Consider the following 19,818-nt stretch of genomic DNA (forward strand, 5'->3'; position numbering starts at 1 on the left):
CATTACTAGACTTAGACTATCGTTAGTTCAAATGTTCACCTCCATTTACTGGGATTACACATCCATTAATCCATGCTGCTTCATCTTTACAGAATAAATATACTGTATTAGCCACATCTATAGCTGTAGTAATACGATTAAAAGGATTGCGATCAATGCTATGTGCTACAATTTGTTCATAACCAGGAATCATACGCAACGATTGTGTATCTACTGCACCAGGTTGTAAGCAATTGGCTTTAATACCATATGGAGCAAACTCTAAGGCTATACTTCTAGTAATCGCTTCTAAAGCTACTTTGGCAGCAGAAACAGCTGCATAATTTTCCCAAGCTTTTGTATTTCCTTCACTAGTAAAAGAAATAACCCTAGTATCTTTAGCAAATAAATCTTTATCAAAAACTAATTTTACCCAATCATAAAGACTAATAGCCATAGCATCAATTGTTAAATGAAAATCATGATTTTTTAAGATGTGCTTTGAATTCACCATAGGTTTTAAATTACCTTTGGCAATGCTATGTATCAGAGTTTTTATTTTTCCGTCTTTTATTTTTTCTTTTATATCGACTATAACTTCTGCCTGTTTTTCGGGTTTTAATAAATCGGTATTATATGTTAATAATTGTACTCCGTGATCAAGAATTTCTTTAAAATCGCTTTTTATGGTATTTATTTCACTTTTTCGATTTCTATGAACAATGATAATATGCATACCATGTTTTGCCAGTTTTTTTCCTGTCGCAAGACCTAAACCACTGCTTCCACCAAGTATAAGAGCCCATTCATTTTTATCAGCAAAGTCTTTGTACATAATTTAGGTTTATATATTCTAAAATGAAATTACTATTTATCTACCATTCTAACAAAATCCGTTGTGCAGAAAATCCAGGTCCAAAACTTAGCATTAATCCGGTTTCTCCTTTTGAAGGCTTACGATCCATAAATCGTTCAAGTACGTATAGGACAGTTGCACTACTCATATTACCGTACTCCATTAATACCGCTTTAGTGTCGTCTATATTTTTACCCAAATGCCCGAATAATTCTTCTACAGTTTGTACAATTTTTTTTCCTCCTGGATGAAAAACGAGATGATCAATATCATCAATACTTCTGTTGTATTTTTTTAAGAATGGGTGAATAACATTAGGAAAATGATTGGCAATTTTACCTGGTACTTCTGGATCTAACACCATTTGTAATCCGCCATTTGTCAATTTAAAACCCATCATTGTCGTAGCTTCATAAAAATGATACATCTCATCCCCTACTATTTTAGGTCCTTCGATATCCTCTTCAGAAGATAATAATGTGCACGCTGCACCATCGCCAAAGATTGCCGCACTCACCATATTAGTCATACTAAAATCGTCTAACTGAAACGTTGCTGTAGGCGATTCTACAGCGATCACGGCTGCTCTTTTTCCTGGATTGGCTTGCAAAAAATTCTTAGCATAAATAATACCAGACACTCCAGCTGCACACCCCATCTCGGTAACAGGTAGTCTTACAATATCTTGTCTTAAATTAAGATCATTAATAATAAAAGCATCTAATGAAGGTATCATAATACCTGTACAACTTACCGTAATAATATAATCTAGAGATTTTGGGTCCCAATTTACTTTATTAAGGGCTTTTTCTAATACTGAAGTTCCTAGTTTTTTAACCTCTCGAATGTAAATATCATTTTTTTGTTCAAAAGATGTTGCACTAAACACTTCTTCAATACTCATTATGCCGTATCTCTTGTCTACTGCTGCATTTTCAAAAATTTTGAGCACCTTACGCTTAAATCGTTCTTCTTGACCATCTAACCACTGCGAAACGAAAGGTAATATTTCTTTAGTTTCCCTTACATATTTTGGTAACTGTTTAGCTACCGTAGCAATTTTTACATCCAATATTTTTTCTTTTTAATTTGTATGACCTGTTTCTACGATCCATCTGTACCTAAAAGCCCATTTCCAATCTATTCTATAATGTTTTAGTCTTAGTGCCTTGGCATAGTTTACTAATTCTTTTTTTCTAAAACCTCTTTTTATAGAGACTAAACCGTCATTTTTTGCTATATATCCTTTAATAAAAAAGAAACTAAAGAGTTTAAAAAGATAATACGCTATTGGGCTTCTTTGCAAGTCATTGATCACTATTCCTATTTTAGCAAGTTCTACAGACTTTTTCATTACTTTTTTAATCTCTTCACACTTTAGATGATGTAATGTTAATGTACAAATAATGATATCGCATGAAAGCTTTGAAGCATCAATCTCGAGAAGATCTAATGTTGAAAATTCAATTTCAGGATATGATGCACTTTTTTTTCTAGCATAAGATATGCTTTTCTCGTTCAAATCTACCCCTATCAATCGTATCCTTTTCTTTTTAATTTTAAATGAATCTGAAATCGCCCTTAGCATTTCTCCATCTCCACATCCTAAATCCAATATAGTAAACTCTCTTTCCTGATTCTGATCATGTAGTAATTTATGAACTGCCTTTATTGTAATCGCATTCCCTCCCAGCATTTTATTCACTCTAGAGATATCTGATAAGGCGGTGTTTAGTGCTATGTCATCAATCTCAGGATCATCCATAAGTTCTTCTTCGTTACTTCTATATTTTAAGCTAGTTAACATACGACTAATGGTTCTCCGTGGGTTTGTTTAATGATTTTTGGAACAATGCCTGGAACCATATTGGCTATAGTATATGACATTTTTTGCAAGCTTGAATTTAGTAGTACCTTCTGCAGCACTCTACCTGCATACAATCGTTTTGAAAAAGCTGTATTCCAATCTTTTAGATACATCTCTTCTATGGTTGCTCTTGACACTTCCAATTTTTTTGAATAGGTATCAGTTAATAATTTTGATATTATTTGTCCGCCTTGAATTGCCATCGCCATACCGTTTCCACAAAGTGGATGTATTAGCCCTGCAGCATCACCTGTCATAAACACATGATTTTCTACCGGTTTCTTTTTATCAAAATTGATTTGACTTATGGTAATAGGTTTATCAAATATTGATTGCGCTTCGTTAAAAAAGGTATTTAAATGTTTATTTTTTTTCATTACTGCGTCTTGAAAAACCTGAATATCTTTATAACGCTGAAAACTCTCGTAATTAACTAAATAACAGGCATTCACTCGATTGTTTTCGACTTTTGACAAACCACAATACCCTCCTTCAAAATTATGCAAAGCAACGGTATCCACATCAAAATCGGCATTGTAATGCCCCTTTACCGCTAACCATGGTGATTTTTTGGTACTAAAACCTCTATTTAATGTTTTATCCAGAATAGAACGTTTGCCATACGCCCCAATAACGTATTTAGTTGTAAACTGTCCTTTATTTTGTGTATATACCTGAAAAAGATCATTTTTATATTGCACATCTAGTACTTGATCATTGATCAATACTACTCCTAGTGCAGCAGCTTTTTGCCATAAAAAGTGGTCAAGACTATATCGACTAATACCAAATCCACCTAATGGTAATTTACTTTTAATTGTATTACCAGATTGTGTTGTAATGACAAACTTTGAAATAGCTACAGCTCCAATCTTTTCAGGGTTTATATCAAGGTAGTTAAAATATGGTAATACTTCGTTAGAAATATACTCCCCGCACACTTTATGTTTGGGGTAACTATCTTTTTCGATTAAAATGACTGAAACACCTTCTTTAGCTAAATGAATAGCACTGGTTAAACCGGCTAATCCCCCACCAATAATTAGTACGTATGATTCTGTAGTCATTTAATGAAGATACATAAATTTTGGGCATAAAAAAATCCCGACTAGAACAGTCGGGATTTTTAATAAATCATTACAAATATAACTATTGTTTAACTTCGTTTTGGGCATCTCTCTTCATTTTCTCGTTTGCTACGATACCTAATTCTACTCTTCTATTTTTTGCTCTTCCTTCTGCCGTACCATTATCGTATTTAGGAAGTGTTTCTCCGTGGGCATAAATTGTCAATCTACTTTTGTTAATACCTTGAGAAACCAAATAATCAGATACTGCATTTGCTCTTTTTTGAGATAATGTCATGTTATATGCATCATCTCCAGAACTATCTGTATGACCTTCGACAATAATATTAGTATCTGGGTATTCTTTAAATATACCTGCTAATTTATTTAGATTTGCTTTTGATTTAGCATTGATATTAGACTTATTAGTATCAAAAAAGACACCACTATTTTCATCAAATACAACGTCGATACCCTCACCTACTCTGGTTACTTCTGCTCCTGGAATCTCTGATTCGATTTTTTGAGCTTGCTTATCCATTTTTTTACCGATCACACCACCAGCAACACCACCTACTACACCACCTAATACGGCACCTAGCGCAGAGTTTCTTTTTCCTACATTATTACCTATAATACCACCTAATACTGCTCCAGCAGCTGTACCTATTACTGCACCTTTTTGAGTATTATTTGCATTTTGAACAGCATCACAACCTGTTAAAAGGGTAACTGCCATTAAAGCCACTGTTATTTTTTTAAGATTTGTATTCATCATTTATGGATTTGAGTTATTATAGTTTATTAAAGTTCATTGTAATTACAAAAGGCTTCCCTTCTAGGCTCACAGTCATGGCCCAAGTCATAGTTGCATCATCAAGATGTTGTAGTGCCATTCTATATCCTGCATTATTATTTGTACTTTTCTTTTTTGCATTAATAGGCTTAAACATAAAACTATATTCGCCATTCGCTTCAGGTTTAGGAATAGTAAATCTAAAATTTCTTGCACCCGTAGATGTACAACTACTTTGATTTACCGCGTATGTACCTGTATTATTATTTGGAATAAATTTCCAAGTACTTCCTGTAAAACACTCTGCAGAAGCATCACCATAAAGATTTACATCAAATATACCAGAACGGTCGTATGTGATTTTATCTAATGACCATTCTCCTTTTAAAGTCTTTTTAGCTGAAATTACTGTCTTGTTGTGTGCTTGCTGAGTTGCATTACACGAAGCTAATAGTACAACTATCAGCACTGCCATAAGTTTTTTCATTGTTGTTGGTTTTATATTATAAAAATAGCTAATCTCGTTAACGTATCCAATAGTATTATATTTCAAAATGATTGTATAAAAACTGCAAAAAATACATTTATAAAATTAGATCAAGGGTAGAAAAATAAGATAAAGTGTTAATCAATACCTTTATACATAGAATAACGATGAATGTATACTGTAATTACATTTATATAATTTATTTAGTATTATTTTAAGGATTACTTCTAGGCACTCTAAATAGTAATAGTAGCCCAACTACAAAAAATAAAATAAGAAAAAGTATTGAATTACGTACACTACCAGTAAGTTGAGCTATAATTCCATATGAAAACATACCAATTACTATCCCTATTTTTTCTGAAACATCATAAAAACTAAAATAAGATGCTGTATCTTTTGCATCCTTAGGTAAAAACTTAGAATAGGTAGACCTTGACAAAGCTTGAATACCCCCCATTACTAAACCTACAATTGCGGCTGTTATATAAAACTCATTTGGAGTACTAATACTATATGCATAAATACATATAGCAACCCAAATAAAATTAATAGTGATTAGTGTTTGTATGTTTCCGAATTTTGCAGAAGCTTTTGAAGTTAAATATGCACCTAAAACTGCAACTAACTGTATTAGCAATATACTAATAATAAGACCTGTTGTAGGGTTTTGATCTCCCCAGTCCAGTTCTTCTATCCCAAAATATGTGGCTATTAGCATAATCGTTTGCACTGCCATGCTATACACAAAAAATGCACTAAGATATCTTCGTAAACGGATATTACTCTTTAAGGCGTGCCATATCATTTTAAGCTCTTTAAACCCATTAAACACAACAGCCTTGGTTAACACATCTTTCTTATTTCCTTTTGGGAGATAGTAATACGTATATTGACTAAATCCTATCCACCATATCCCGACCATAACAAACGATAATCGCGTAGGAACTCCTTCATCTTCAAAACCAAACCAATCAAATTTCAGGATCATTATTAAATTTACAATTAATAAGATAACACTTCCTATATATCCTAATGAATATCCTTTGGCACTTATCGCATCTTGTTGTTCTGGAAATGCTATATCTGGTAAATAAGAATTATAAAAAACCAAACTTGCCCAAAACCCGATTAAAGCCAAAAAGTAGCATAATAGTCCAAACCAGAGAAAATCTAAACTAAACCAATACAATCCAATACAAGAAAGGGCTCCTAAGTAACAAAAGAATTTTAAGAAATTTTTCTTATTTCCAACATAATCAGCAATACCGGATAATAATGGACTTATTAATGATACCGTTAAAAAAGCTAAAGCAGTAACATAGCTTATTAAAGAATCATTATTGAAATCATACCCTAGAAAGCGTACTGTATCATTGATGATATCTCCATCATTATTTCTTACTATAGTCAAAGCTCCCCAGAAAATTGGAAAAACGGCCGAAGATATCGTAAGGTTATAAACTGAATTTGCCCAATCATAAAATGCCCAAGCGTTTAATAGCTTCTTATGTCCTTTAGGTAATATTTTACTCATTTAGTATGTGTGAAAATTATATAAAATAAATTGTGATTTTAAAGCATATTACTTTTCAATAAAAAAGCTGCCCTGAAATGTTAATCAGAACAGCTTCTAAAATAAGTATAATCTTTTTAAGAACGTAAACTTTACAATTATTTAAAAGTGGTTACGCCAAATTTCTTTGCTTCTGCCCTAGCTGCGGGAGCCCAAGCGGTAAGGTTATTTATTCGGGTATCACTAGAAGGGTGTGTACTCATAAACTCTGGTGGAGCTTGCCCACCACTATTTGCTTTCATACGCCTCCAAAGGTTAGCAGCTTCATCAGGGTTATAACCTGCTATTGCCATAAGTTGTAAACCGATACGATCGGCTTCAGTTTCATGACTTCTGCTAAAAGGTAACATAACTCCAAATTGGCTTCCCAATCCAAAAGCTGTTCCTACTATTTGCTGTGTTTTATCATCTTTTCCACTTACCGCGACCGCCGTAGCTACGCCAGCAACTTGCTGTATTTGAGCAGCACTCATTCTTTGTTGACCATGATTTGCAAGTGCATGAGCAACTTCGTGTCCCATAACGGCAGCAATTCCTGTTTCATCCTTTGCAATTGGCAAAATTCCCGTATAGAAAACAATCTTACCACCAGGCATACACCATGCATTTACCGTTTTATCATCAACCAAGTTGTATTCCCATTTATAATCTTTGAGATACCCCTGATAACCATTTGCATTTAACCATCTTTCTGATGCTTTAGAAATTCTTTGTCCAACTCTAGTTATCATTTCTGCGTCTGAAGTACCTTTTACCACTTTATTCTCTCCCAAAAACTGATTGTACTGTTGGAAAGCCATTGGTAATATCTGAGAATTTGGAACTAAAGCCAACGTAGATTTACCTGTAAAAGGGTTTGTTGCACATGATATAAACAGTAATGCAACACATATGCTCACAATAGATTTTTTGATATTCATAATCGTAGTTAAGGATTTTTTATAATGATTGTTAAAAATAATCAAAAATCTTGTTACTTATAATCCATTGACACTTTTTGTATCCCTTTTTTTTCGATGAAATCACGTTTTGATCGTTATTCTACACATATAAGCCCTTAATTCTAATTAATTATAGGTATAATTTTTCATTTATTTGTATAACTACTACTTCACTAGGGTAAATACCCCCTTTTATTTGGGGGGTTTTTATTGATCAAAAAATGATATTTTTTGTTAATTTCACATTACTATTTAAATTGATTACTAAATAAATAGCATTTTTTTAAAGAAATAAGGCATCACCCACCCCATTTTAAAGCTCTTATTTACAAAACATTACAAGATTTATTTATACACTTACTTTATAAAAAAGTAAGCCTTGTTTATTAACACATATAGAATATGCAATCATGAATCTTTACGCATTACTTATTGGGATAAATAAATACACTACTAGTCCACTACAACAATGTGTAGGTGATGTAACAAAAATTGAGTCATACTTAAACACATTGCAATCAAATTACGACAATGTTTCGATTAAAAAACTCATTAATTCAAGTGCTACTAAAGGCAATATAGTAGATTCCATTCAGACTTTACAAGCCAATGCAACGGATAATGACGTCGTGTTTTTATATTATAGTGGTCATGGGGCTCTAGAACAAAGCTCAAATAGGTTTAGTGATGCACATTCGGGAACTATAGAATGCATCGTTTGTTATGGAGATGAAGAAGAAAAAAGCGGTACATACCTATTAGCGGATAAAGAGTTACGGTATTTATTTTCAAAATTTAAAAATGATCCTAATTTGATAACTGTTTTTGATTGTTGTCATTCTGGAGATATTACCAGATCATTTACTCTTCAGAAAAACGATGATTCAAGGCAAAGAAAAATCAATAGTATATTTTCATCAAGAGATTATGATAATTTCATTTTCTCCAAAGAAATTAGTGAAGAACGTATTAAGTCTTCTAAATTGACTTCTTTAATACCGTATAAAAATGCCATTACAATTTCTGCCTGTATGGCTTCTGAATCTTCATGGGAGGATGCTAAAGGTGGAGTTTTTACGCGATACCTGTTACAATTACTTAAAGCCAGAAATAATAAATTAAGCTATTTAGATATTACCAAATGGGCCAAAATAAGTTTAAAGGATATTACCAATAAAAAACAAACGCCTACTATAAGTGTTCAAGGTAAAGGGAAAATCGATCATTATTCTTCTTGGTTAAACCTATATCCTAAACAGAATTTGAATGAGAATGGCCAGATAACCTTTAATAATAAAAAGGGGTGGTATTATAACAAAGGGCAATTATTTGGCATCAAAAAAGGTACAGAGATCACTATTAAAATTGATCAAAACAATGAGTTTACAACAAAAATCATAGAAGTATCACTTGAAGATGCTCTTATAAAAGATCCTTTAGAATTAGGTGTTTCATTAGATTTTAAACAATCCTATCAGGTAAACACAACCACTACTTATACTCCTTTACATCTTTATATTAATAATTTGGATAAGGATCAGAATGCAGAATCTCTTATTACTTCATTATGTAAAGAACTAGGAAATATTGAACTTAGTAGCTCTATTTCTTCTTCTTTTTTTCTTACGATTTTTAATCAAACTGTTTATATAAGCCTTCCGGGAACCCCTTACCAACCATTGGCTAAACAAATTGATTTATTGGATTCTGAAGATGATGTAATTTATAAAACATTAGAGCGTCAACTAAAATCATTATTAAAATGGAACTATTATTCTACATTAAAAAACCCAGATAGTGGTTTTGATGAAATCCCAATTAAAATAGAGATTAGAAGTGATCACCTTCAGCCTTGGATTGATATAACAGGTACTGGTTTAGATCTTATGACAATTGAACATCAAAAAACTAGAACGGACGAATATTTTCAAAAATATCAAATCAATGTTTCTAATATTTCAAAAGAAACTATTTATGTCACAGCTTTGTTACTAAGTTCTGATTTAGGCATTTCTGCCGATCCATTAGATAATCTAACCAAAGAATTGGCACCTGGTCAATCTATAATGTTTTATGAACATCGCAGCGCTCCTTATGCTGGTTGGTCATTAGATACATACAAAGAAATTTACAACTGGAAACAAGATTGGTTGCGATATCTATTTATTGTAAATGATCAAGAGGATTTAACTACTTCGATTCCAGATATGTTACAAAATGGATTGCTTCCACCTATTACACATTTGGGCAATTTAATGGGTCATGGTGCCATTTCTGATTTTCTTCCAGAATCGCCAAAATGGGATGTATATTCTACAGATTTAAACCTTATAAACCCTTCGTATAATAGGATCAGCCAAAAATTGCTTAATGAGTTAAGCTGGTATACTGATCATGATATACTTGCGCCATTTATTAATAGTATTTATACCAAACAACAATCAAATGGTTTTATAGTAGATACAGTTTCCGATGTTCCTAATGTTTCTGAAGTTTCAGATATTAAAAGTAAAAGTTTAGAAAATTTAAAACTTAAACTCGGAAATTATCTGGATGATAAACGTAGATATCGTCGATACAAAAAATCAAAAAAACTATTTCCAAAACAACCTATAATAGTAGCAGAAGGAGATTCTTGGTTTTTATTTCCGTTTTTAGTTAAAGATACTCTAGATTATGTAATGGAGAAATATCCATTGCGCAGTATTGCTGCAGCAGGAGACGAAATACAAAATTATAGACATAGTGGTCAACTTCTCAAAGAAATTCAAAAAGAGCGCCCTAAATATGTGCTTATAAGTGGTGGAGGTAATGATATTATTGGTCCTGCAATTGTGGCTATTTTAAAAAACAAAATGCCTTCTGGTCTCGATCCCTCTTCTTATCTAAATGAGTTTTACAAGAAAAAAACACAAGATATAGAAGAAACATATAACTACTTTTTTAATAGAATACATGAATTTGATTATGTTAAACAAGTATTTGTTCATGGATATGATTACGTACGAACAGATCATAGCCAGAAAACTATTAAAAACGGTTGGGTAAATAGGTATTTAATAGAAAAAGGAGTTACAAAAATTAAAGATAGAACCAACATAATTAACTATCTTATAGATGAATTTAATGCCCTGTTAGAAAGAGTTACCAAAAAACACAAAAACGCTACATACCTTGATATGCGTACTTTAGTCAAAAAAGATGAATGGTATGATGAAATACATCCAAATGATGATGGGTTTAAAAAGGTAGGCGATAGATTTTTAGAAGCTATAAATCAACTAGAATATAAGTATCATGAGAATATGCAAAAATAATATCACCGATCAGATTAGAGATCTTTTTGACGCTAATCCTGTTAGAGTACCAGAAGCGCGTATACAGCCTCTTTGTATGCTTGAGATAAAAGATAATAAACCAAAATATTTAGGAGAATTTAAGTTCTTGGTAAAAGATGGTTTTGAGCATGACATTACCATAAATACAGCTCAGGTTTCACAAGTGTCTAACGTAAAAACTAAAAAAATAGATTTCAAGATAGGGTTTGACATATTAGGAAACTTTATTAAGGCGTTTGGACTAGATCCGGCCGCTATAGGAGCGTCGGTTAAGGGGTCAGGAAAGATATCATTTTCTTTTGGCAATGTAATTCGTAAATATGTGGATACCCTAGAGTTAGGGCAAGTCTTAGTGGCAAATGATATAAAAGGTGATCCAGATAATATTTTTATAGAAGAAATTTCTAAAAACAAAGACGTTAAACTCGCCTTAATTACTGATGTTCTAACGAGTACCGACTTTTCATTATCCACTTACAAGGATAATGAAACTAGTGCCGAAATAAATATTCCGTTAATACAAGATTATTTAGGAAATGTAGAAACGGGATTAACTATAGAGAAAGTTTCTGAAAATGAAGTGAAATTTAAAGGAGAAACACCTTTAACTTATGCATTTACCTGTGTAGAAATAAATATTGATCCAGAAACTGGAAAATTCTCTAGAGGACAATGGCTTGATACTATTAGATCGGTAAATAGTAAACCCTTATCTGATGTTAAGCAAATAAAAATTCCTAAATTGATACTTGATGAAAATCAAGCGAATCCTTTACTGATAGAATTTTAACTCAGTAAACTCTTAAACCAAAACACACACAAATCATGAAAGAATATTTTGTTGGGATATTTGAAAATGATGCTCAGGCACCACTAAATTATTTAGATGATGAGCGAAAAGCAATAGATGTTCTTTTGCTTCAAAATAATGATGTTTTTAATAAAGAAATCATCCCTAACGAAGGTATCGATGGTTTTATAAGTAAATTACAATTACTAACAAATGATATGACCATCTTTCATTTTAGTGGTCACCATAATGATACCGATGGAGCTCTTAAACTTAGTGATGAAATTTTTAACGATAAAGGACTTATTGAAATTTTAAACAATTCACCAAAATTAAAGATTGTATTTATAAATGGGTGTTCTACCCAAAAAATTGTCGAGGCCTTACATAATGTCCCAATAGTAATAGGCACTACTACTCCTGTGTATGATCATTTTGCAAAAACTTTATCTACCAGATTTTATGAATTACTCTTAAACCAAAAGGATAACTTAAAAAACAGCGATTTAATTTCAGAAATTTTTAAGCAAGCAAAAGGTTTCTTACAAGGACATTACCAAAATCCTGACGATCAAGAAAGAGGGCCAATGGCCGCAGATGAAATAGACAAGAGAGTTAACAATTATAGTTTTAAGATCAACAATGAAGCAAAAGACTTTGAACAACGTTTGACATATTATGCCGATCCCGATAGTTTTCCTGTTAGAAATCGTTTTAAATCATTAATAGACGAAATACGTAACGAAGAAAAATTAAGTGAAGATCTTTATAAATATTATCCTTACTTTTTATGTATTCATTTAGAAATTCTTTCTGACTTTGATGATATAAACAATAGTATTTACCAAAAACTAAGTAAAGAACGATATTGGGTAATACGAAGTATGTTTAAAGAGTTTTTGAATTTTCTTAAATTTTCGGCTTACTCTATCATATGGTCTATCTCAAAAGAAAGTCCCGAATTTAAAGAAAAGTTAACCGATCAGTTAAAAGAAATACTTAGAGAAAACCTGGAAATTGGATGGGGGTCTTATGTGCAAGACAAAATATCCGAACACTTAGTTTATATTTATACTAATATTCCAGACGAGTATTTAGAAAATAACTCCCTTTGGAAAGAATTAAAAACATCAGTCCTACAAAATCAATCGCTATTTAAAGAAATGTCTGATTTCTTTTCTGAATATCTTGAACATAACGATAAAAGTAAACATGACTATATTAAAACAGAATTTTACCTTGAAAAATTCTTAAGAAATTTTAAATTCCTAAGATCATTGGCCATAGAATCTATATATGATGTTTTCTATAATCAGTTTAAATATGATGATCAACGTTCTTATATTATCAATAGGTCTTATTACCCGGTAAGTAATAGACCTACTGCATTAGATACAAAGAAAAGTGTTGTGCATGAAGTAAACGATAATGAAAGAGCAATAGATATTGATGTACATTCGGTATATATATGCACCACTTTAAACAATAACGGAAAACCAAAAAGAGAATTAAATTTATCTCCTTTTTATCTCGATGTAAACTCTACATCGGTAGCCAAAGATAAAATAAAGTTATACTATCTTGATAGATATTCTGAAGCAACAGATAAACTTATTTATAGAGAAGTTATCAATGCAAAAGTATATAGAAATGATGCTTCTAAAAAAAACAAATTAGGCGAAGAAATTGAAGTACCTCTTAATGAAGACATGATATTAGGCCTATATAAAGACGGCAAAAAAGACATCATAGAGATTGAAGAAAAGAAAAAAATACGAGATCATTTTGAATATATAAAGAATTTAATTTCCTACTCATGATCTCACTAAATACCAAAAAACTTTCTCCTTTTAAGTTTCTAGATTCTTACAAGAAAAACGACATTAATAGTTATTTTGGAAGAGATAAGGAAAGTCTGGAACTTTTTGAATTGTATAAAGACTCCTCAATCATGATCCTTCATGGACCTTCTGGTTCTGGTAAAACAAGTTTGATCTATTGTGGTCTCTTAAATAAAATTAGTGAGGGAAAAAAGGTTATAAGTATCAGAAGAGATGATAATATTATTGAGTCTATTAAGAAAAACCTCTTTAAATTTGATACGACTAACAAAGATCCTCAAAGCTGTCAACCGCAATTAATAGATGATTTTCTAACTGCCCATTATGATCTTAATAGAGTTTTAAAATCGATAGAGCATATCGAAGGAATGATGCTTGATGTAGAAGAAGAAACCGTAAGGTTAAGACAAAATAAGAAGAAGTCAGATATTGTATCAATCGATCAAACATCTGATACTACGCAAGAAGATCCTAAAGTTATATTAGAAAAATATAAAGAACGATTACGACAATTTAGTAGTGAAAGAAAAGCTTTATTAGAAAAACTTAGAGAAAAAAACACAGCAATCAACGCTATTTCTAACACTATTTATGAGTATTTCATTAATCTCGGCAAGTCCGAATCTAATACCTTATTCTCGCCTTTAATTATTTTTGATCAGTTTGAAGAGTTATTTGTATATGGTTCTAAAGACGAAATCAATAAGTTTGGTTTATTCTTAAAACTAGTGTTTGATTATAAAATACCTTTTAATATAATCATTTCGTTACGCGAAGAATATTTTGGCCACATCGACCAACTACAATCGTATGTGCCACATATTTTTTATAAAAAAATACGTTTAGCTCACCCAAATGAAGAGATTGTTAAAAATATAATAGAAAAGTCTTTTGAAGAATTTAATATCAATCAATACAAAGATCATTCTGAGCAGTTTTTATCCCAAGAAGAAAAACAAGAGCGTATAGCACTTATCCTTGATCAAATCAAAATTCAAAATAACGAAACTTATAGTTATCACCTCCCTTTTCTTCAGGTGTATTTAGATCGGTTGTATAAGGTAGATTTTGACCGTACTTTTGATAGTAATCTTACAAAAGAAACGCAAAACTATCCACCATTAGAGTTTAAGCAAGAAGAGATAAAGGAGTTCGGATCCATAGAGTATGTTTTAGAAAGTTACATTAGAGAGGTAAACGATAAAATCATAAAAAACACCAACAATAAACTTAATAATGGAGTCGAACATAAAGATAGTGTCATTAAATTTTTAAGACATTTCAAAACAAGAGATGATCTTAAAAAAAGAGTCCCAATTCGTACTACGAATAAAGACAAGTACTATGTTATTGATGATCAAAAAATATCTAATGATATACAAACAGATATTTGGGGAAATATAAATGAAGAAGAATATAAAGAAACTATTTCTGAGATTATTGAAGAATTGACCGATAAAGGGATTCTTAAGGTAAGTACCGATCAGAAAATTAGCACAGATTATGCAGAGTTAAGTCATGATATAATTGCAAAAGTGATTAGCAATATAAGAACCGAAGATGACTTTAGATCTTTGATCAAAAAAGATTTTGATTCTTCTTTTGCCATATATGAGGATACCGGAAGAAAAGAAGATTTGTTAAATCTTCAAAAGATAATGCGGATTAGGCAATACAAAGATTTTATAGTTAGTGACGAAAATGAAGACACGTTTATTTTAAAACAACAATTTTTTGACGAAAGTATAATTGAGGTAGAAAAAGAAAAACGCGAAAAAGAAAAACAAAATATAAAACTTAGAAAATATTTTAATTACTCCAGAATTATATCTGTATTAATGCTAATTTCTCTTATTATTCTTGCATATAATTATAAGGATATTAGAAATGCCAAGAATAATTGGTTTAATGAAAAGTCCAAAAGAGAAATCACAGATAAGATTAATAAATTTACAGGGTTAGCCTTTAAAGAATATAAAGTAGACAAAACAAGTTCTTTTAATTATTTTCAAAAATCAGAAGCTATATTTTTAGAAAATATCGATAGTTTAGACCCAAAAGCATTTGACCTTCTAGGAAACTTTAAAAATGACCTTTTTAAAGATTATGTAAAAGCACCCTTCTATTTTAACAGTATTTCTCTTGGAGAAGGCCATATTATAAAAACAAAAACCCGAAGACTCAAGTATAATGATTCGACATTATACGTATTTGCATTAACAGCATCTAACAAATTAATAGCCAGATCTTTGTTGTATAAAAAAAAGAATGATCGAGGTAAAGAAATTTTTAAAGAAAATAACATTATTGCCTTTGAACCCTTTATTGATGAAGAAGGTAATTTAATGACATTTATAGCTTCAAAGACATTAGCCGGAGGCGAAAACATATACCTGCAATTACTAAATATAGAAGGTAAACCCTTCATTTTGGATCGTAATGGCAGCACCAAAATTACTGTTTTCGGAAATCAATTAGGAGATATAGAACATCAAGATAATTATTCTTTTTTAATAGGTATTGATAATGAAATGTTTCAAGTTAATTTAGGCTATAGAATGAATAATGGAAATAGAAATTCTATTAAACGGCTAAAAGTCCTATCCGAAGAAATTCGGAGAATAAAAGTCTTTCCTGATGATCATAAAAATTATTTTGCATTATATGGTGACAATAAATTATACAAAAGTAATGATACTGTAGATGATATTCTTGACAGTAAAAACATTACAGACGACTTTGTTTACACCTTTAAAGTACTAAAGGATAAGTCTATATTATTAGGGTTAAACGGTAAAATCGAACGATACGGACCCGATTCTACATATCTATACAAACAAAACTTTATTGATGACAAAGTTATTAGTGCGATTGATATTGACAATAGCCAAACATTAGTAGGGAGTTATGATAAAACTGCAACCTTATGGAATGCCAACGGTCGACTTTTAAAACAACTATTTGGTCATACTGCTGCTATACGTAATGTTTCTTTTATAGATAATGATTATGTGATTACCAGTGGTGAAGATCAAACTATAAAAATATGGAATATCGCTCCTGTGGCCCTATCTACAAATAAAGTTAAAGGAGAAATTTCTCAAATTTATTTTAAAAATGAAAATGAAATTCTCTTAGTACATGGTAAAAGAAAGGAAAGCCAAATTGCTAGACTAAAAAGTGATCTTTCTATAAATGCCGATAACATAAAAGAGAATATCTCTAGGTTTAGAAGTGATCATGAAATCATTAATGGTCTCAATATTACTAAAGATAAAATTTTAGTGTTACCAAATTCTGATACCATTAGAGGGGTTAACTCTATACGATACAATGGTGCTAATAAGAGAGTTTTAGCAATTGCTTCTGACAACAATAATATCTATATGTATGATTTTGATGAAAAGAAGACAAATGTAATCTTGGCGCATACAGACAAAGTAATAGATATTGATTTTTCAAAAAGTGGTAATTATATGGTATCTGGAAGCAAAGACAATAGAGCTATCATTTGGGAAATTAATAAAAATAATACCTTTATTCCTTTAGATACGTTAACAGCGCATACAAGTGATATTGAAGATGTTGCTTTTTACAAAGATGAATTACTATTAACCGCAAGTAGTGATAATACTGTACAAATTTACAAAAAGGAAAAAGGTAAAAAACACTTTACACAAATACCGAGTCTAATTAGACACAATTATGGTGTTACTGCCGCTACCTTTTCTCCTAATGGTCGTTATATCGTTTCTGGTGACACTAAAGGGAATATCAAAAAATGGAATCTAACCAAATTTGATTCTATTGTAAACTCTAGAACATACAGCTTTACTCCCGATAAAGTCTTTGAATAATTTGTATTATGCTATAATATGCAACTCTGTAAAATCTTTTGGAACTACTATAGTTTGTTCTTTTTTATTAAACTGAATACTATCTAAAGAAACAATCACATTATCTATTTCAACTTCTTTAATCACAAAAGGAAGTCCTATAAACTCAATTTTAAAAACCTCATATTCTGTAACATATGTTCCAGTTTTATGCTGCTGAATAATAATTTCATTTTCTTTACCTGTAAAAGAGAAGTTTCTTAAACAATACCTTCCTTTTACATAATCATAGCCATCTTGTGCATCTTCAAAAACTTTTGATACTTCTTTATTACCTAATTTATAGTATACTTCTAATTTTAGTTCTTCTATTTTCTTTTCACCAACATATTGTTGTACTGGATATTTTGGAATAATTGCGCCATCTTTTACAAATAATGGTATCGTATCCAAATCGGCATCAACCCACTGCTCCATTCCTCCTTTTACATATTCTCTAGTCCAGTAATTATACCAACTTCCTCTTGGTATATACATTCTTCTTCCTTTAGCATTAGGTTCTTGTATAGGGCATACCAAAATTTGATTTCCAAAAACAAATTCATCCGCTCTATAATGTGTCTGACAGTCTTCCTGATCAAATAAAACTAATGGTTTTAACATTGGAATACCATCTTCAGCATATTCCCAAAACATCGTATATAGATAGGGTAATAATTGATACCGTAGTGATACAAATTTTCTAGTAACATCTACTACTTCGTCTCCAAAAGTCCATGGTTCTTGATTACCATGGTCTCCAGAAGAATGGGTTCGGCAAAAAGGATGAAAAACTCCCAATTGTATCCAACGAGCATACAATTCTCCTGTTGGATGCTCTGCAAAACCACCAATATCACTACCTGTAAAGGACATACCACTCATACTCATACGTTGCGCTTGGATATTTGCTATCCAAAGATGTTCCCAAGTAGCAACGTTATCTCCTGTCCATGAGGATGTATAACGTTGTGCACCAGAATATGCGGATCTAGTAATTATAAATGGTCGTTTAGGGTACGAGAATTTTTTTACCCCCTCGTAGGTAGCTCTTGCCATTTGGGTACCGTAAATATTATGAGCTTTTCTGTGACTACAGGGATTACCATCATAATTATGTCGTACATCATCTGGAAATGTTTTTCCTGGAACTTCCATAACGGCAGGTTCGTTCATATCATTCCAAACTCCCTTCACTCCTATTTCGTCGATAATTTCTTTAAACAGATCTGCCCACCATTCTCGTACATCAGGGTTTGTAAAGTCTGGAAAAAAACACTCTCCAGGCCATACTTTTCCTCTCATGTACGGGCCATCAGCACGTTTACAGAAATAATCTTTTTCTATTGCCTCTTTGTAAACCCAATATTCATCATCAATTTTAATTCCTGGATCTATAATAACGATAGTTTTAAAACCGTCTTCTGCAAGTTCTTTAACCATACGCTTTGGATCTGGAAAATACTCTTTATTCCAGGTAAAGCATCTAAAGCCTTCCATATAATCAATATCTAAATAGATAGCATCACAAGGAATTTCTAACGCTCTGAACTTACTCGTAACTTCTTTTACTTTCTGTTCTGGATAATAACTCCATTTACATTGGTGATATCCCAATGCCCATAGTGGTGGTAGTTCGGGTTTACCGGTAAGATCTGTATATCGTGTTACAACCTCTTGCATATTTGGCCCATAAAAGAAATAGTAATTCATTTCTCCTCCTTGTGCCCAAAAACTAGTTACATTTCGCCTTTCATGACAGAAATCAAAATATGTTTTAAATGTATTATCAAAGAAAATACCATATGCTTTTTCTTCATACATCCCTATATAAAAAGGAACGCTTTTATATAATGGATCCTGATCTTTACCAAATGCATACTGGTCTGTTGCCCAATTCTCTAATCGCTTTCCTTTTAAGTTTAAATGCGTAGGTTTATCTCCTAACCCATAGTAACATTCTCCTTGGGGAGCCGATTTACTCATTTTCACAATGTTACCACCGTATTCATAACTCTGTTCCCAATGAAAACCCCAATCGTCTTTACAAATCACATTTCCTTCTAGATCATAAATCGCTATATTAAGAGTTTGTTTATTAACAATTACTTTAATACGTGCTGTAAGAATTGAATATTCGGAGTCGTGTTCTTCTACTTCAAGTTTACTATATCCTCTTGCTCCATCTTCACTGATAGCATAAGAAAAATCTTTTTCAAAGTTATAATCAGTTGCATATCTAAAACGTAATACACTACCTCTTAAAACTGTAATTTGTAAAATGACTCCGTTTTCTGTTGTAAAATTAATTTTATCTACATGTTGAGAAAATGAAGTTATTTTACCTGGAAATAGGTTTCCTTTATGCTCTAATTCTGTATTAGTGATCATATTGTTATCTTTTT

13 protein-coding genes are annotated in these 19,818 nt (G+C 31.5%); 4 read left to right on the forward strand and 9 right to left on the reverse strand.

Annotated features, from left to right (window positions below; translation table 11 throughout):
• Positions 1–22: 22 nt before the first annotated feature.
• The 8 genes from AWE51_RS05045 to AWE51_RS05080 all read right to left on the reverse strand — a co-directional run bounded on the left by AWE51_RS05045 (position 23) and on the right by AWE51_RS05080 (position 7,548).
• Positions 23–814 carry an SDR family oxidoreductase gene (locus AWE51_RS05045; protein WP_066310336.1) on the reverse strand — a complete coding sequence of 264 codons (792 nt, stop codon included), beginning with the start codon at positions 812–814 and terminating at the stop codon, positions 23–25.
• A 40-nt stretch (positions 815–854) separates the two neighbouring features.
• On the reverse strand, positions 855–1,907 hold the full coding sequence (locus AWE51_RS05050; protein WP_066310338.1) for a type III polyketide synthase: 1,053 nt from the start codon (positions 1,905–1,907) through the stop codon (positions 855–857).
• A gap of 12 nt (positions 1,908–1,919) precedes the next feature.
• Positions 1,920–2,642: a methyltransferase domain-containing protein gene (locus AWE51_RS05055; RefSeq protein ID WP_066310341.1), complete on the reverse strand. Its 723-nt coding sequence runs from the start codon at positions 2,640–2,642 to the stop codon at positions 1,920–1,922.
• Entirely contained in the window at positions 2,636–3,769 is a 1,134-nt protein-coding gene (locus tag AWE51_RS05060; protein WP_066310344.1) for an NAD(P)/FAD-dependent oxidoreductase, read from the reverse strand. Before AWE51_RS05060 ends, AWE51_RS05055 begins: the two co-directional genes overlap by 7 nt.
• A gap of 82 nt (positions 3,770–3,851) precedes the next feature.
• Positions 3,852–4,544: an OmpA family protein gene (locus AWE51_RS05065; protein WP_066310347.1), complete on the reverse strand. Its 693-nt coding sequence runs from the start codon at positions 4,542–4,544 to the stop codon at positions 3,852–3,854.
• A gap of 19 nt (positions 4,545–4,563) precedes the next feature.
• Positions 4,564–5,052: a lipocalin family protein gene (locus AWE51_RS05070; RefSeq protein ID WP_066310350.1), complete on the reverse strand. Its 489-nt coding sequence runs from the start codon at positions 5,050–5,052 to the stop codon at positions 4,564–4,566.
• 214 nt (positions 5,053–5,266) lie between these two features.
• A complete protein-coding gene (locus tag AWE51_RS05075; protein ID WP_066310353.1) occupies positions 5,267–6,589 on the reverse strand; it encodes an MFS transporter in 1,323 nt (440 codons plus the stop codon).
• 137 nt (positions 6,590–6,726) lie between these two features.
• The gene (locus tag AWE51_RS05080; RefSeq protein WP_198403798.1) at positions 6,727–7,548 is read right to left on the reverse strand and encodes a M48 family metallopeptidase; all 822 of its coding nucleotides are present in this window, start codon (positions 7,546–7,548) and stop codon (positions 6,727–6,729) included.
• Between the two features lie 431 nt (positions 7,549–7,979).
• On the opposite strand from AWE51_RS05080, the gene AWE51_RS05085 reads away from it, so the two are divergent.
• From AWE51_RS05085 to AWE51_RS05100, 4 genes are read left to right on the forward strand one after another with little or no spacing between them, the layout of a single operon-like run.
• A complete protein-coding gene (locus AWE51_RS05085; RefSeq protein WP_066310355.1) occupies positions 7,980–10,886 on the forward strand; it encodes a caspase family protein in 2,907 nt (968 codons plus the stop codon).
• Positions 10,867–11,697: a gasdermin gene (locus AWE51_RS05090; RefSeq protein ID WP_066310358.1), complete on the forward strand. Its 831-nt coding sequence runs from the start codon at positions 10,867–10,869 to the stop codon at positions 11,695–11,697. The genes AWE51_RS05085 and AWE51_RS05090 overlap by 20 nt, the downstream gene beginning before the upstream one ends.
• Positions 11,698–11,732: 35 nt before the next feature.
• Positions 11,733–13,517, forward strand: coding sequence for a hypothetical protein (locus tag AWE51_RS05095; protein ID WP_066310363.1), 1,785 nt, complete (start codon positions 11,733–11,735; stop codon positions 13,515–13,517).
• Entirely contained in the window at positions 13,514–17,395 is a 3,882-nt protein-coding gene (locus AWE51_RS05100) for an NACHT and WD repeat domain-containing protein (protein ID WP_066310365.1), read from the forward strand. The genes AWE51_RS05095 and AWE51_RS05100 overlap by 4 nt, the downstream gene beginning before the upstream one ends.
• Positions 17,396–17,401: 6 nt before the next feature.
• Here the strand turns inward: AWE51_RS05100 and AWE51_RS05105 are convergent, their stop codons facing one another.
• Complete coding sequence (locus AWE51_RS05105; RefSeq protein WP_066310367.1) at positions 17,402–19,804, reverse strand: glycoside hydrolase family 31 protein; 2,403 nt, start codon at positions 19,802–19,804, stop codon at positions 17,402–17,404.
• Between the last annotated feature and the right edge of the window lie 14 nt (positions 19,805–19,818).

The organism is Aquimarina aggregata, from assembly GCF_001632745.1.
Lineage (GTDB): Bacteria > Bacteroidota > Bacteroidia > Flavobacteriales > Flavobacteriaceae > Aquimarina > Aquimarina aggregata.

Excerpts from the sequence above, each read along its gene's own strand:
- AWE51_RS05045 (WP_066310336.1), bottom strand. The coding sequence starts at position 814 with ATGTACAAAGACTTTGCTGATAAAAATGAATGGGCTCTTATACTTGGT.
- AWE51_RS05055 (WP_066310341.1), bottom strand. The coding sequence starts at position 2,642 with ATGTTAACTAGCTTAAAATATAGAAGTAACGAAGAAGAACTTATGGAT.
- AWE51_RS05060 (WP_066310344.1), bottom strand. The coding sequence starts at position 3,769 with ATGACTACAGAATCATACGTACTAATTATTGGTGGGGGATTAGCCGGT.
- AWE51_RS05065 (WP_066310347.1), bottom strand. The coding sequence starts at position 4,544 with ATGAATACAAATCTTAAAAAAATAACAGTGGCTTTAATGGCAGTTACC.
- AWE51_RS05070 (WP_066310350.1), bottom strand. The coding sequence starts at position 5,052 with ATGAAAAAACTTATGGCAGTGCTGATAGTTGTACTATTAGCTTCGTGT.
- AWE51_RS05075 (WP_066310353.1), bottom strand. The coding sequence starts at position 6,589 with ATGAGTAAAATATTACCTAAAGGACATAAGAAGCTATTAAACGCTTGG.
- AWE51_RS05080 (WP_198403798.1), bottom strand. The coding sequence starts at position 7,548 with ATGAATATCAAAAAATCTATTGTGAGCATATGTGTTGCATTACTGTTT.
- AWE51_RS05085 (WP_066310355.1), top strand. The coding sequence starts at position 7,980 with ATGAATCTTTACGCATTACTTATTGGGATAAATAAATACACTACTAGT.
- AWE51_RS05090 (WP_066310358.1), top strand. The coding sequence starts at position 10,867 with ATGAGAATATGCAAAAATAATATCACCGATCAGATTAGAGATCTTTTT.
- AWE51_RS05095 (WP_066310363.1), top strand. The coding sequence starts at position 11,733 with ATGAAAGAATATTTTGTTGGGATATTTGAAAATGATGCTCAGGCACCA.
- AWE51_RS05100 (WP_066310365.1), top strand. The coding sequence starts at position 13,514 with ATGATCTCACTAAATACCAAAAAACTTTCTCCTTTTAAGTTTCTAGAT.
- AWE51_RS05105 (WP_066310367.1), bottom strand. The coding sequence starts at position 19,804 with ATGATCACTAATACAGAATTAGAGCATAAAGGAAACCTATTTCCAGGT.